This window comes from Desulfosporosinus hippei DSM 8344, assembly GCF_900100785.1.
GTDB lineage: Bacteria > Bacillota > Desulfitobacteriia > Desulfitobacteriales > Desulfitobacteriaceae > Desulfosporosinus > Desulfosporosinus hippei.
The window spans coordinates 15,307-31,349 of record NZ_FNCP01000013.1; the positions used below are offsets into that span (position 1 = coordinate 15,307).

Here is a 16,043-nt window from a genome sequence, read left to right on the forward strand (position 1 = left end):
AAATTTTATGCTTTTGCTGTAGACCTAGTAAGTGCTGTTAGGCTTACAAGGTAGTTCGAGCGAAGTAAACCCCTTGAATTAGTTGCGGGACTTATCTCAAGGACGACATGCATAAGGAGGTGACTATTGTTTTACTTATTTGACCGCATTGAAAATAAGGAGGAAAGTTACTAATGGCTAATACAAACAACGGTGTCGCACCGGTTGACGAAATGTTACCTGCCGGGAAACTCTTTTTGTATGGATTACAACACGTACTTGCTATGTATGCCGGAGCAGTTGCTGTACCTTTGATTATCGCCGGAGCAGCAAAGTTAACCCCGGCCCAAACTGCCTTTTTAATTAATGCCGACTTATTCACTTGTGGACTTGCTACCTTACTCCAAACCTTAGGGATTTGGAAAATCGGAATCAAAATCCCTGTTATTCAAGGTGTAACCTTTGCAGCTGTAACTCCCATGGTTATCATGGCTCAAACCGGCGGCATGACCATGATCTTTGGTTCTGTTATAGTAGCCGGTCTGTTTACATTTTTGGCAGCGCCCTTCTTTAGTAAACTTATACGCTTCTTTCCACCGATTGTTACTGGTACAATTATCACGATTATTGGTATTTCTCTCCTCCCTGTCGGTATCAACTGGGCCGGGGGCGGAACCGGAAATAAGAATTTTGGCTCCTTATCCTTTATTTTCATTGCCTTTGTAGTTCTGATCAGCATTCTCTTAATCAATAAATTGTTTACAGGCTTTGTCTCCCATATCGCAGTATTGCTGGGCTTGATCATCGGTCTTATAGTAGCCGTGCCCTTTGGACTCGTGAGCTTTGCAAATGTGGCTGATGCTCCTTGGTTTGGCATCACAACACCCTTTTACTTCGGTTTCCCAATCTTTGATGCCGGTGCCATTATCTCGATGATTCTGGTTATGCTGGTAGTTATGGTTGAGTCCACCGGGGACTTCCTGGCTATCGGTGAAATGGTCGGTAAAAAGATCGGTCAAGATGAGCTGACAGCAGGATTAAGAGCAGATGGCTTGGCAACTGCCCTGGGTGGTGTGCTTAATGCTTTCCCTTATACCGCCTTTGCTCAAAACGTGGGCTTGGTCGGCTTAACCGGTGTCAAGAGTCGTTTCGTCGTTGCAACATCCGGGATAATCTTAGTGGTGTTGGGCTTATTCCCTAAAATGGCAACAATTATTGCCTCCTTGCCTAACGCTGTACTTGGCGGCGCAGGAATTGCAATGTTTGGAATCGTGGCTGCCAGCGGGATTAAGACCCTGGCCAAAGTAGACTTCGAAAAGAATCATACGAATATTTTCATTGTTGCTATTAGTATCGGAATTGGGGTCATCCCAGTCATGGTTCCTACTTTCTTCCAAAACTTCCCTTCTTGGAGCCAAACTATTATGCACAGTGGAATTACCTTAGGTTCTATCACAGCTATCATTCTCAATGCTTTCTTTAATGGCAGCAAAGGTGCCGGAGATTTAGACGAACTTAAAGCTAACGCTGGAATTCGCGAGTAATAGTAATGGGGGGTGAGAGAGTTTCCTCTCTCACCCTTTCCTGATTTTTGATAAATTCGTACATTGAAGGGGTTTTAGAAAATGACAGTTGATTTATCCGTTATGTACTGCGGCATAAAACACGATAGCCCCTTTATCTTAGCCCCTTCACCCACAACGGATCATGTGGATCGTTTGATTCAGGCTTTTGAAGCCGGATGGGCTGGGGCCGTCTTAAAGACTGTTGCTGTTGATTCGCGAATTGTAAGTCGTGTTTTTCCCATGGTTACCAGCGTGGAACGAGAGAAAGCCTTCATCGGTCTGCAAAACATTGATCTTGTCTCCGAACACTCTGTTGAAATTGTTGAACAGAATGTAAAAATTCTAAAAGAGAAATTCCCCCATAAAGTTGTCGTTCCAAGTATCATGGCCTTTAGCAAGGAGGATTGGCAATCCTTAACCCAGCGTTTTGTTAAGGCGGGAGCTGATATTATTGAATGTAGTATCTGGCATCCCCATGGTACAGAATGGACCTTATGTACTAAAGTTGATGAACCGGTAGGAACTGAGCAAATCGCCGGTTGGGTTAAAGAAGTAGCCGGAGATGTTCCCATCGTGATCAAATTATCTGCCTCAGATTCCGATATCATTGCTACGGCTGCAGCGGTAGAGCGCAGTGGTGCTAATGGAGTCAGTGCAATTAATACTATTAAAAGTATTACCGGAGTCAATTTAGACACCTTAATCCCTTATCCCAATATAGCAGGGGTTTCAACCTACGGCGGACTTTCCGGTCCGGCCTTAAAACCAATTGCCTTACGTTGTACAGCTGAGATTGCCCAAAAGGTTAATTTAGATATTGCGTCCAGCGGCGGAATTACAACTTGGCAGGATTGTGCTGAATTTCTTCTTCTGGGAGCCAGTACTTTGCAGTTGTGCACTGCTGTTTTACGTTTTGGCATAGGAATCATCGAAGAACTAAAACAGGGCTTAGAAGGTTGGATGATGGAAAAGGGTTTTCAAAATCTAACCGATGTAATTGGTAAATCATTGCCCTATCTGGTTGAGCACTCTCGACTTCCGAGAGGGATACAAGTCGTTTCCCAAATCAATGAAGAGGCCTGTAATGCCTGTGGGGCTTGCTACACAGCTTGCCATTCCGGTGGGCATGGAGCAATAAGCTTTTTTGATGGGCAACCTCGGGTGGATGTGAATACTTGCATAGGGTGTGGACTTTGCCACTCTATGTGTTTTATGAAGGCGATATCTTTAATCCGGCCTAATGGTAAACCAAGCAGTGGGTTTTAGAGTACCAGGATGTCGGATTATTTAAATAAGTAGCTATTAACATTTATGATCACTAACTAACCAACTTTAATAGAGAGGATGAAGATCGTATGATTCTAGTCGCAAACGGTACAGTCTTAACCTTGGGGAAAAGTAATCAAGTAATTCCAAACGGCGGGGTTCTGATCCAGGACAGTAAAATTGTAGAGGTCGGTTCAACCTCAGACTTACAAAAACGTTTTCCCGAGGCGGAATTCATTGATGCTCGTGGAAAAGTAATTATGCCGGGTATGATTAATACTCATATGCATCTCTATAGTACCTTCGCCAGAGGAATGGATTCCAAGAGTAAGCCGCCAAAGAGCTTTGGAGATATTTTAGAGGGGCTTTGGTGGAAGCTTGATAAACTGTTAACAATTGATGACGTCTATTATAGCGGCCTAACTCCTTTGATTGAGTGTATTAAGACGGGGACAACCACAATTATCGATCATCATGCCAGCCCAATGGCTATTACGGGAAGTTTATCAACTTTGGCAAAAGCAGCCAAAGAAATGGGAGTCCGGGCTGCCTTTTGTTATGAAGTCTCAGATCGAGATGGGGATGAGATTGCTCAAGAGGGAATTAAAGAGAATGTGGACTTTATTGCCGAGTGTCAGGCTAAGCCGGACTCCATGGTGGCAGGGATGTTTGGACTCCATGCTTCACTGACTTTATCCGATGAAACCTTGACGAAGTGCAGCGAGGAAGCTAAACGTTTAGGAGCAGGATTTCACGTTCATGTTGCCGAAGGAAAAGAAGATTTAGACGACAGTCTCTCTAAATATGGAATGAGAGTGGTTGAACGACTTAACAAATTTGGGATCTTAGGACCAAAAAGTATTGCTGTACACTGTGTACATATCGACGATCACGAAATCGACCTTTTAAAGACTACTCAAACCCAAGTTGTGCATAATCCTGAATCCAACATGGGAAATGCCGTGGGTGTGACACCGGTTCTGAAAATGTTAAGTGCAGGTGTTAAAGTAGGACTGGGGACAGATGGTTACACCTGTGATATGTTCGAGAGCGGAAAAGTAGCAAATATCCTGCACAAACATGCTGCTGCTGATCCCAGCGTTGCTTGGGGTGAAGTGCCGCAAATGCTTTATGGCAATAATCCTGAGATTGCTTCGGATTTATTCGGCGGAAAGTTTGGGGAGTTGACCGCAGGAGCTTGGGCAGATATTATTGTTGTTGACTATGTACCACCGACTCCTCTGGGTTCAAACAATTGGAGCGGGCATCTCCTTTTTGGTGTTTCAGGGAGGTCTGTTGAAACTACCATAATCAATGGTCGTGTGCGGATGCTCGATCGAAAGCTCATTGATATTGATGAAGAGGCTATTGGTGCTCGTTCAAGAGAGTTGGCACAGGCACTTTGGAATAGAATTTGAGGTGATCTTTGATGAAAAATGTGTTAGGACTGCGCTGTATTGATTGTGGAAAGCAAGTCCCGGCAGTAGCAGGGACCTATACCTGCCCCTCCTGTGGCAAAACCGGCGGCATCATGGATGTGGAATATGATTACAAAGTGATTAATCAATTGACCTCCCGTGAGCAGCTGGCTCAGTCCAAAGACTATTCGATTTTTCGCTACATGCCTTTTCTACCCATCGAACCGAATTCTGCCCGCCCTCATTTGAGAGTTGGCTGGAGTCCACTTTATAAACCTCAGGGCTTGGGAAAAAGCTTAGGTATGAGTAATCTTTATGTCAAAGATGATGGTCAAAACCCGACGGCATCTCTTAAAGATCGAGCTTCGATCATTGCTGTTATTAAAGCTGTAGAGGAAAAGGCACCCACAGTTGCCGCATCTTCTACAGGTAATGCAGCTTCCTCTTTGGCCGGCAGTGCGGCGGCTATGGGTATTAAGTCAGTAATATTTGTGCCAAGCCGTGCCCCCCAAGGGAAGGTAGCTCAATTACTGATTTTTGGAGCTACGGTCATCAGTGTTCAAGGATCTTATGAAGATACATTCAGGCTATCGGCTGAGGCGATTGAACGATTTGGCTGGTATAATCGCAATGCGGCCATCAATCCCTACCTGGTTGAAGGTAAAAAGACAGTTGCCTTGGAAATTGCCGAACAATTAAACTGGGAGGTGCCGGATTGGGTTATCCTTTCCGTGGGGGATGGCTGTACAATAGCAGGGGTTTGGAAGGGCTTTAAGGATCTGTATAATGCCGGCTGGATCGATCGTTTACCAAAAATTGCGGGAGTGCAGTCAACGGGCTGTTGTCCTCTGGTGGATGCTTTTGTGGAAAATCGTCCTTGGCGTCCCAAAGAAGAGAATACCATCGCTGACAGTATCGCTGTCGGTGTGCCTCGAAATCCGGATAAGGCCTTAAATGCAGTTCGCGAATCCGGTGGAACAATGGTTGGTGTGTCAGATGAGGAAATCCTGGCAGCCATGCGAGAACTGGGTAGAACCAGCGGTATTTTTGGCGAGCCGGCTGGAGTAACTGGAACTGCCGGACTTAAGGTTTTGGTGGAAAAAGGCGTGATTGGTGCCGACGAAAAAGTAGTATCAATTGTAACCGGTAATGGCTTAAAGGACGTTCAAAACGCCATTAAGGCAGTTGGTGAGCCGATTAAGGTTGAGCCATCCTTAAAGGAACTGCTGGTTAAGCTCGAAGGAAAAGTCTGAAGCCGGAATCATAACACGAATTGAAGGAGGACTAATATGAGAAGCTTGATCAATTTAGAAATTAATGAAGAGCAGCTTAAGAAATCCGTACAGAGTGTTAAAGAAAAAAATATTGTTATCCCTACCTTGGCGCAAATGAAGGATCCTAATAAGATACCTGAATCCATTAAAGAGAAGCTGAAGAAAACCGGCTTATGGGATGTTGACCCGATTAACTTATTCAGAATTTCTTGGAAGAACCAACCGGTCAAAGAAGGCGGTTTATTCAATCTGCTGCCGAATTATGTGGAAATCCCTTCTGAAATTTCAGGGGTTAAAGCCAGAATTATTGCTATGGCAGGTAAATATTTTCCGACGGGTGCTCATAAGGTGGGAGCAAGTTTTGCTTGCTTAGTCCCTCGTTTAGTTACGGGACAATTTGATCCGAAATATCATGAAGCTGTTTGGCCTTCAACCGGTAACTACTGCCGTGGCGGAGCCTACAATTCCGCTTTATTAGGCTGCAAATCCATCGCTATTTTGCCTGAAAATATGAGCAGAGAGCGTTTCGAATGGCTGAAGACCGTTGCCGGGGAAATCATCGCCACTCCGGGCAGTGAAAGCAATGTTAAGGAAATCTATGATAAAACCTGGGAACTGCGCCGAACCCGGGATAATGTTGTGATATTTAATCAGTTTGGTGAACTGGGCAATCATTTGTGGCATTATGAAGTCACAGGAAATGCTATGCATGAAATTATCAAAGCTGAAATGGGCGCGAAGGGGAAATTGGCAGGGGTTTGCTTAACTTCCGGTTCTGCCGGTACCCTGGGCAGCGGAGACTACTTAAAAGATCAGTATCCTCATGCCAAGATCGCCGTCGGTGAAGCTTTACAATGCCCAACCTTACTGGATAATGGTTTCGGAGAACACAGAATCGAAGGTATTGGGGATAAACATATCCCTTGGGTTCACAATGTTAAAAATACGGATATGGTCATTGCTATTGATGATAATGATAGCTTGGGGCTGTTCCGTCTCTTTAATGAACCGGCAGGACAAGACTATTTGAGAGAGCAAGGAATCTCGGAAGAGGTCATTACTAAGCTTTCTTGGGTAGGAATTTCCGGTGCGGCAAATATTTTATCTTGCATCAAATTTGCCAAGTACTATGAGTTAACCGAGGATGATATTGTCATTACTGTCCTCACAGACTCCGCAGAAATGTACCAGTCCAGATTGAAAGAAATGGAAGAAGAACGCGGCAAAGTCTATAATGCAGTCAATGCCGCCGTCGACCATAATCGAAATGTCCTGGGTGTCAGAACCGACTCAATGGAAGAACTGACCTATCTAACCAGAAAACGCATCCATAACCTCAAGTATTACACTTGGATTGAACAGCAAGAGTATGACTTGAGCGAACTGAATGCCCAATGGTACGATTATGACAATTACTGGGGACGACTCCACAAGATGGCCCCCGAACTGGATAAATTAATCGAACAGTTCAACGCCATGACCGGCGTGTCGTAGTAGGGCGTGTCGTACGGACGGTCCTTTTAACACGTTTTTTCGTAAGTTCATAGTTAACAACTCGAAAGAGGCAGGGGTTCTTGCATAGGAACTACTGCTTCTTTTTATACTAATTAGGAAGTATCAGCTTTTGCATGCTGCAAGGAGGCTGAGGTGGGAAGACAGTGCGGCAAGAAGGTTTAACTCGTGCGAAGACAGTGCTGCGGGAAAGTATAACGCGTGGGAAGAAAGTGTCGTCGTCGTTTTAGTCGTTTGAAGCATAAGTGCGTGCAACTGTGGTGCTTTCGCTCCGAGGCTTCTTCGCTAAGTTAACTCATGCTAAGTTAGTGTCTGCAATAAGAGTAATCCGTGCGAAAACAACGCTGCAAGAAGGAATAACTCGTGGAAGACAGTGTCTTCGTCGTCGTCGTCGGCCAAAGTATTTTGAAAAGAAAGGATGCTGTTGCAAATGTCAATTTTAATAAAAAATGCTTCCTATATTATAAGTTTTAATGATCGGGACGAGATATTGGAGAATGCCGATCTTCTTATAGAAGGAAATAGAATAACTGCCGTAGGACGGGATTTGAGCTTGAACCCCATGGATAATCCTCAGATTATTGACGCTCAGGGAATGGCAGTCCTTCCTGGATTGGTGAACACTCATCACCATCTCTATCAGACCTTATTTCGCGGACTTCCTGAAGTACAGGGGATGCCTCTCTTTTACTGGCTGGTTAATCTCTATGAGTTTTGGCGGCATATCATCCCCGATGCTGTCTATTATGGGGCGATGGTAGGTTTCAGCGAGCTGCTGCGCACAGGTTGCACCTTAACAACAGATCATCATTATGTTTTTCCAAGGGGGAAAGCCAGCAATTTCATCGATACACAAATTAATGCCGCCCAAGAGATTGGAATTCGCTTCCATGCTACCCGGGGGTCTATGTCCTTAGGAAAAAGTGAAGGGGGGTTGCCGCCGGATGAGGTGGTTCAGGACGCGGAGACAATCCTTAAAGATTCCCAGCGTTTGATTGAGAGGTATCACGATCCTGCTGATTACTCGATGACACGCTTAGCGCTGGCCCCTTGTTCCCCCTTTTCTGTAAGCCTTGACTTGATGCGGCAGTCACAATTATTAGCCAGAGAAAAAGGGGTTATGCTGCATACCCATTTAGCCGAGACCCTAGATGAAGAAAAATTTTGTCTCGAACGTTATGGACGCCGGCCGGTAGAGTTAATGGAAGACGTGGGCTGGATAGGACCTGATGTCTGGTTTGCCCATGCAATTCATCTTAGTGAACGGGAAATAAACCTGCTGGCTCAGAGTGGGTCAGGGGTTGCCCACTGTCCAAGTTCAAACATGAAGCTTGGCAGCGGGATTTGCCCAACTTCAGATTTGGTTAGAGCGGGGGCAAAACTAGGGATAGCTGTTGACGGAAGTGCCAGTAATGACGGTTCAAATATGTGGGAGGAGGTGCGCAGAGCTTATCTTCTGAACCATCTCCGTTATAAGGATGAAGGGTTGTCGGCTTATGAAACTCTGAAATGTGCTACCCGTGGGGGGGCAGATGTCTTAGGCAGGCCTGATACAGGGCGACTGGAAGCAGGGAAGGCAGCAGATATCATTCTCATTGATCTAAAAGATGTAGCCTATGCGGGTTCCCACGACCCTTTGGTTTCCATAGTTTGCTGCGGGAATCATAGCTTTGTTGATACAACAATCGTCAACGGAAAAGTTGTTGTTCGCAAGGGACAACTTCTAACACAGGACGCAGAAGAAATTCGAAAAAAGGCTCATCAAGTAGCCTGCGAAATCGTCCAAAAGGAGCGCAGCTTGAAGAGTTTTTAGCGGGCCAGCATTAGTTAAGCCTGTAAGGATTTGATCTGTTGCTTTAACTTACTTCGAGGGCGATTTGTTTAATACTCATGGCTGGCTATTATACACTATTGCATTTGTCGGAAGAATAAATTCTAGCCCTCTCATAACTGGGAGGGCTACTGGCAGTTAACAAACGAAATACTAATTTCCCATCCTTAGGCTAGTCCTTTCTTGCTATGAAAATATGAGTTTTCATCCCTAAGTTTTATGCTGCATTCTTTTATAGTCTTTTCACAATGCTCTCTAATTCTTAGGGTATGGGAATAAGCCATATACCCCTTATGTTCAGAAGAAAATCACAGAATTATTAGTAAAATTCTGTGATTTTTTCTATAATTATCAGCTTAAATATGGTAATATATTGTAATGATAAGAAGATGTAAGGCGAGTTTTAGCAAAATGGATTAGGGGCAAGTCTCTTAGGATAAACAATATATAATGTTTTTTGCGCTAAAAAGAGTTCTGAGTGGAGGGGGTTATTTGACAAGATTACAGAGAAAGTACAGTAATACAGGATGCTACCATATAATGCTTCGGGGTAACGAAAAAAAGAATATATTTCTTGATGATGAAGATCGACAAAAGTTCATTAATGTCATGGATAAGAAAAATTCTCAAGCGGAACTGTCGTTATATGCTTATTGTCTGATGAGTAATCATGTTCATTTAGTTTTAAAAGACAGAACGAACGAGTTATCCCTGATCATGAAGGGGATTGCCACAAGCTATGCGATGTATTTTAACAAAAAATACTGTCGTGTTGGCCATGTGTTTCAAGATCGTTTTAAAAGTGAAACCGTTGAAGATGAACGTTATTTAATGGCAGTAATTCGATACGTGCACCGTAATCCGCTAAAAGCAAAACTGGTGGAGTCTCCGGAAGGATATAAGTGGAGTAGTTATTGGTGCTACATGAATCCTGATGAGCCCGCTGCAAACCTTGTTGATACTCAGTACATTCTTAATACGATAGCTGTTAATCCCAAATCTGCTGTTCGAGAGTTTAATCGATTTGTTATGGAAAATAACGATGACAAATTCCTGGACATGGATGAAGGCGGTATCCGTACTCTAGAAGATGCGGAATTATATTTGAATAACTATCTTCAGAAAAATTGGCCGGAATTCAGCAGGAAGGAAATTCGAACTAATAGGAGTTTGAGGAATGAGATAATAGCAGTCCTGCGCAAAAACACGGAGTTGCCTATTGTGGGCATAGCAAAGCTGCTGGCAGTCAATCGAGGGGTTGTTGAGAGAGTAAGGCCAGAATATTATTAGCTGTTTAATATAGAGAAAATCCCTATGGTAAATCAGTACTCTAAAATATTTGAGTGCTGTTTTTTGTTTGGAAAATTATAATTTGGACATTGGTTAGTGTAAAGTGAAACGCAGTTAATCGATGATATCGCATTCCATTAAAGAAAAAATAATACTTTTGATTGTAGTAATAATCCTCGGTGTAATATTAACTATTTTTTTTCTGGATTGATGTGTCCCAAGAGATTACAAGATCTATTGTCTGTATGGGGAGTTTTTTGCTAATAAGATGACAAACTCAAAAAAGCTTAAAGAGTTATTCAAATATAATTCTGCATCTTCTAGTTAGTTGCAAATATTTTCTTTAATACCTATCGGTGTTAGATTAGGTTTGTCTGGTTATAACCAAATGTCTATACGTGTTAAAAGGACCGTCCCCCTAACACGTTATCTGGCACGGAAATTGCATAATAAATTGGTGTTAGTAAGGCCAAAGGAATTTTTTAGGGGGAGATAAAAAGTTCAACAATAAAACAAGAAATTGTTTTTAATACCGTATTAAAATCCTAGTTTTATTGCACAATACTTAAAAAAGAGGAGAGGTACACTAATGTCAGACAAAATTAAATGGACTAAGAATACTATGCTTAAGAAAAACGGAACGGGTTCTTCGACTGAGCTCTTTAATAAAGACGCTATTGAAAAGGCCATCAATTTTCACAGAACGTTTCCCGATTATCAACCTACCCCACTTCGCCAACTGGATAAGTTAGCTAAAAATTTAGGTGTTGGTGGAATCTATGTCAAAGATGAGTCCTATCGCTTTGGACTAAATGCTTTTAAAGCCTTAGGCGGTTCGTATGCTATTGGCAGATACCTGGCCCAGAGGCTTAACAAAGACATTAGTGAGCTGCCTTTTGAAGTGCTAACATCTAAAGAAGTTAAAGAGAAGTTAGGGGATATTACCTTCGCCACAACAACTGACGGAAATCATGGCCGGGGAATTGCTTGGACCGCTCGGCAACTTCGCCAAAAATCCGTCGTCTATATGCCGAAAGGATCTTCTCAATACCGATTAGAAAGAATTCGATCCGAAGGCGCGGAAGCAGAGATTACAGATATGAATTATGATGATGCTGTACGGATGACGGCAGCTGAAGCAGAGAAGCATGGTTGGGTAGTCGTTCAGGATACCTCCTGGGAAGGCTATGAGGAAATCCCAAGTTGGATTATGCAAGGGTATGGGACAATGTCCGCGGAGGCCCTGGAACAGCTTAATGACTGTGGTATCGATAAGCCAACCCATATTTTTATTCAGGCAGGAGTAGGTGCTCTTGCCGGGTCTGTACAAGGATATTTTGCTTCGCTATTTAAAGAAGATCGCCCGATAACCGGGATAGTTGAAGCTGATCAGGCGGATTGTTTATATAAATCGGCTCTTGCTGCCGATGGCAAACCACGGGTAGTTGGCGGTGAGATGGCTACGGTTATGGCAGGACTTGCCTGCGGAGAACCGAATTTAATCGGTTGGAATATTTTAAGGGATTACAGTGATGTTTTTGTTTCTTGCCCGGATTGGGTAGCTGCCAAAGGAATGCGTGTGTTAGCTAATCCCTTGCTCGGGGATCCGAAAGTTATCTCAGGTGAATCCGGTGCCGTAACGACAGGATTAATAAGTACAATTATGATTGATGATGCCTTCAAAGAAGCACGTGAAGCCCTTCAACTTAACGAATCATCTCAGATTTTAGTATTTAACACGGAGGGTAATACGGATCCCTTTAAATATCGCAGTATTGTTTGGGATGGTGAATTGCCATCAGCAGGACGTTAATATGTTCTGTACATGATATGATAAGAAGGAAGCACAAATCTTTCAAGATAAGGTGCTTCCTTTCCGTTTTTATTAGTATCAACTTTGAAAATCAGGCATTTTCGAGTGCGGATATAGATTGTTGCTCTTCTTTATACTTTTTAGGCCGGATTGAGTAGGAAGTAAAGGAATATACGGAGAATACAGTATATGAAGTATGCTAAAGCTAATTATATGAGGTGTAATAAAGCATGTTGTATTACTTACGCAATATTAAGAGCACAGTTCAGCAAACGGCAGACGCCATTGCTGCAGCGCTAAAGATTGAAGTTGAAATTGCTGACGCTGACTTAGTAAGGGTCGCCGGTACGGGTAAATATAAAAGTCAATGCGGCTGCCCGATGGATGATGGTTTTGTTTATCGGCATGTTTTAAAAACTGGGGAGCCCGTGATCATTGACAACCCGGGCTTTAATGAGCTATGTCACCCTTGTCCATGTAAAGGGAATTGTATGGAGTACGCTGAAGTAGCTATCCCCATACGCAGTGATGATGAGATTATCGGGGTCATCGGCTTAGTAAGCTTTGACGAAGAGCAAACTAAGCGGCTTATGGACAACAAGCAATCGTTATTGCTGTTCTTGGAGAAGATGGCAGATCTTTTAGTGGGAAAAGCAAGTGAAATCCAACAAAACCATGATCGGGATATTTTAACCAGCCAACTAGTCACAGTCCTCAATTTGTTGCATGATGGGATTTTGTTAGTAAATGACCAGCAACAAATAACCCATTATAATACCTTAGCTGCCAAACTATTAGACATAGATGAGCAAGAAGAGCAGGCGTTATATCACTTGTTGGAAAATAAAAAACTCTGGCAGGCAGTTGAACGGGGTGAAACCTTTTCGGGAAATATCCAGGGAAAAAGGGTCGCAACCCAGTTATACTGCGACGTCGTACCCATCAAAAAAGATGGGGTTATTGAAGGTGCGGTTATAACTCTCAGGGATATTCAGCAGATTAAGAAGCTGGTCAAAGCGGCTACGGTTAATGAAATAGAAACTCATTTCTCCCAGATCGTAGGGAACTCGAGAAAAATGAAAGAATTAAAGGCCATGGCTTTACATGTGGCACCAAGTAAGGCTACCCTCCTAATTCAGGGGGAAAGCGGAACCGGGAAAGAGCTGCTGGCACGTGCCATCCATCAAAGTAGTAAACGTAAAGGACATGCCTTTATCGCCATCAATTGTGGTGCCATTCCGGAAAACCTCCTGGAAAGCGAGTTGTTTGGATATGAGGAAGGATCCTTTACCGGGGCTAAACGGGGTGGAAAAATCGGTAAATTTGAGCTGGCCCATAATGGTACTCTTTTTTTAGATGAGATTGGGGACATGCCCCTTCACCTACAGGTAAAGATCCTAAGAGTTCTCCAAGAGAGAAGGGTAGAACGAATCGGCAGTTCTCGCTCGATACCCGTAGATGTACGTGTCATTGCTGCGACTCACAGAGATTTAGATAACATGGTTAAAACCGGTGAATTCAGAGAAGACCTTTATTATCGACTAAATGTTATTCCCTTGACGATTCCCCCCTTACGTGAACGGTTAGAAGATGTTCCGATTCTGACCCAATTCTATTTAGATTATTATTCAGTAGTAACGGATAGGTCAGTAAGTGGAATTACTCCTGAAGCTATCGAGATTTTGTCTCACTATACTTGGCCGGGAAATGTTCGCGAGCTGGGTAACGTGATCGAGTACTGTGTCACAATGGTTGCAGGGGGTATGATTACCGCAGATACGATGCCTAAGAGGATAAGGACCGAAAACAAAGCGGAAATCAAAGATTTATCTCTCAACCTTAAAGCTCTGGAGAGGGAAACAATTATGCGAGCCTTAACCCTCGTTAATATTGATGGGCATAAGGAAGACGCAGCAAAGTTGTTGGGAATTAGTAGAGCCTCCCTTTACCGTAAGATTAAGGAATATGAGATTGAAGAGAACAAGACTTTTACCTAAAAAGGCAACAAATCTATGTTTCAAAGCTAGATTTCCGTCTCAAAATGAGACATAATCCGAAGATTGTCGAATTCAGGGCTTCTTAGAGGTTTTTACATTTTTACTTTACAAATTACCGTCTCAAATTGAGATTGGAAAGCGTGATAAAACTTCTTAAGCTGGGGAAAGATAGTCCTTGAATAAAAGATTCAACAATTTCTTTCCGAGCTTTTGGGCTGATAGGAACAATCTTACGAAGGAGGTTGAGCCCTAACTGAACTTCAGATTAAAATTATCAAGAAAAGCCTTTTCAAACTAAGTTGGCATGGTTCTTGCTATATTTAACTGTGTAAGTTTAAAAGTCCAGCTTTAAAAAAGTGATCAATTTACTTGACTTCAAGAGTATTGAAAGGGGATTATGTAAAAAATGGAATTTGCAAAAGTTCTTGAATTGGCCAAAAAATATGAGCCAGAAATGAGCCGGTTTTTAAGAGATCTTATCGCTATCCCAGGAGAAAGCTGTGATGAGAAGGGAACAGTACTTCGCATCAAAGAAGAAATGGAAAAGGTCGGCTTTGATAAAGTTGAGATTGATCCTCAGGGAAACGTTCTCGGTTATATTGGTCATGGCAAACATTTAATTGCTATGGATGCACATATTGACACTGTTGGTGTAGGGAACCTGGAAAACTGGAAGTATGATCCTTATCAAGGGTTTGAAGATGATGAGATCATTATCGGACGAGGCGCATCAGACCAAATCGGTGGTATGGCTTCAATGGTTTATGCCGGTAAGATTATTAAAGATCTTGGTTTAGAAGATGATTATACCATGGTTGTTGTTGGTTCCGTACAGGAAGAAGACTGTGATGGTTTGTGCTGGCAGTACATTATCAATGAAGACAAGGTTGTACCTGAATTTGTTGTAATTACCGAACCAACTGATGGCAAGATCTATCGCGGACATCGCGGACGTATGGAAATTAAAGTAATGACTAAAGGTGTTAGTTGTCATGGTTCAGCTCCAGAGCGTGGCGACAATGCAATTTATAAAATGGCTCCGATTCTCCAAGAATTACGCAGCTTACATGAAAACCTCATGGATCACCCCTTCCTTGGTAAAGGCAGCTTAACTGTTTCGGAGATCTTCCATACTTCTCCTTCACGTTGTGCAGTTGCCGATAGCTGCTGGATTTCCGTTGACCGTCGCTTAACAGCCGGAGAGACTTGGGAATATGCAGTTCAACAAATTAAGAACCTTCCTTCAGTCAAAGCTGCCAATGCAGAAGTAACCATGTATCAGTATGACAGACCTTCTTATACCAACCTGGTTTACCCAACAGAATGCTATTTCCCAACCTGGCTTATTGAAGAAGGACATCCTGTTACCAGTACTCTTACAGATGCTTACAAAGGATTATTCGGTAAGGATCCAGTTGTCGATAAATGGACCTTCTCTACAAATGGTGTTTCGATCATGGGACGTTATGGAATTCCTTGCATTGGTTTTGGACCGGGACACGAAGACCAAGCCCATGCTCCAAACGAGCGAACCTGGAAAAAGGAACTTGTTGATTGTGCAGCTATGTATGCAGCTATTCCGAGCATTTATATTAAGGAATATGCTGACAAGATGCCTAAGGATACTGAGAACCTTGTGGGGATTAAGAAGTAGATTTTTTAGTGTGGGGCAAAGGCGACATTACTCCATTCGCACACGTTTCGTCGCTACTTCGGTCAGCGCTGAAGCTAAAACATCTAAACCCTTGTGCTTTCTGCATGTGCGCCGCTCCTTGCCAATCCACACTGCAGGAGTATGCGTAATGAGTTGCAGTGTGGCGATAAGCTCATCCGCTTATCGTCATGGCACCGCGGCATCAGTCCATCCATGGACTAGTCCCACGACGTTTCTACACGCTTCAGCACTAACCTCCGCTTACGCGACTACACTAAAGTGCTCATTCTGTAAAGTCGCCTTTGCTGCAAGCTCGGGTGGGCTGGGAACGACGAAGGCTTTGTCGCGGTTCGGCGTTGACCTTCGGTAAACGCTGCTGCGCTCCAATTGTGTCGACCTTTGGTCGACAAGAATGTGTAGCTAAAAGGTTTTAACGATTTTGTA

The 16,043-nt window shown here is 43.2% G+C and carries 10 protein-coding genes; all 10 read left to right on the forward strand.

Annotation, left to right across the window (positions count from 1 at the left end; translation table 11 throughout):
- Window positions 1-173 precede the first annotated feature (173 nt).
- The 10 genes from BLS16_RS12205 (at window position 174) to BLS16_RS12250 (ending at window position 15,599) form a co-directional block, all read left to right on the forward strand.
- A complete protein-coding gene (locus BLS16_RS12205) occupies window positions 174-1,523 on the forward strand; it encodes a nucleobase:cation symporter-2 family protein (RefSeq protein WP_092333591.1) in 1,350 nt (449 codons plus the stop codon).
- An 81-nt stretch (window positions 1,524-1,604) separates the two neighbouring features.
- Complete coding sequence (gene preA / locus BLS16_RS12210; protein ID WP_092333593.1) at window positions 1,605-2,810, forward strand: NAD-dependent dihydropyrimidine dehydrogenase subunit PreA; 1,206 nt, start codon at window positions 1,605-1,607, stop codon at window positions 2,808-2,810.
- An 89-nt stretch (window positions 2,811-2,899) separates the two neighbouring features.
- Window positions 2,900-4,228: a putative aminohydrolase SsnA gene (gene ssnA / locus BLS16_RS12215; RefSeq protein ID WP_092333595.1), complete on the forward strand. Its 1,329-nt coding sequence runs from the start codon at window positions 2,900-2,902 to the stop codon at window positions 4,226-4,228.
- Between the two features lie 11 nt (window positions 4,229-4,239).
- Window positions 4,240-5,481 carry a threonine synthase gene (gene thrC, locus BLS16_RS12220; RefSeq protein WP_092333597.1) on the forward strand — a complete coding sequence of 414 codons (1,242 nt, stop codon included), beginning with the start codon at window positions 4,240-4,242 and terminating at the stop codon, window positions 5,479-5,481.
- A gap of 36 nt (window positions 5,482-5,517) precedes the next feature.
- On the forward strand, window positions 5,518-6,996 hold the full coding sequence (locus BLS16_RS12225; protein WP_092333599.1) for a pyridoxal-phosphate dependent enzyme: 1,479 nt from the start codon (window positions 5,518-5,520) through the stop codon (window positions 6,994-6,996).
- Between the two features lie 448 nt (window positions 6,997-7,444).
- Entirely contained in the window at window positions 7,445-8,827 is a 1,383-nt protein-coding gene (locus BLS16_RS12230) for an 8-oxoguanine deaminase (RefSeq protein WP_242876274.1), read from the forward strand.
- A gap of 510 nt (window positions 8,828-9,337) precedes the next feature.
- Window positions 9,338-10,135 carry a transposase gene (locus BLS16_RS12235; RefSeq protein WP_176786143.1) on the forward strand — a complete coding sequence of 266 codons (798 nt, stop codon included), beginning with the start codon at window positions 9,338-9,340 and terminating at the stop codon, window positions 10,133-10,135.
- A gap of 589 nt (window positions 10,136-10,724) precedes the next feature.
- Window positions 10,725-11,948 (forward strand): diaminopropionate ammonia-lyase, encoded by a 1,224-nt coding sequence (gene dpaL / locus BLS16_RS12240; RefSeq protein ID WP_092333605.1) that lies wholly within the window; start codon window positions 10,725-10,727, stop codon window positions 11,946-11,948.
- Between the two features lie 230 nt (window positions 11,949-12,178).
- Entirely contained in the window at window positions 12,179-13,945 is a 1,767-nt protein-coding gene (locus BLS16_RS12245) for a sigma-54-dependent Fis family transcriptional regulator (RefSeq protein ID WP_092333607.1), read from the forward strand.
- Between the two features lie 406 nt (window positions 13,946-14,351).
- On the forward strand, window positions 14,352-15,599 hold the full coding sequence (locus tag BLS16_RS12250) for a YgeY family selenium metabolism-linked hydrolase (protein ID WP_092333609.1): 1,248 nt from the start codon (window positions 14,352-14,354) through the stop codon (window positions 15,597-15,599).
- Window positions 15,600-16,043 lie beyond the last annotated feature (444 nt).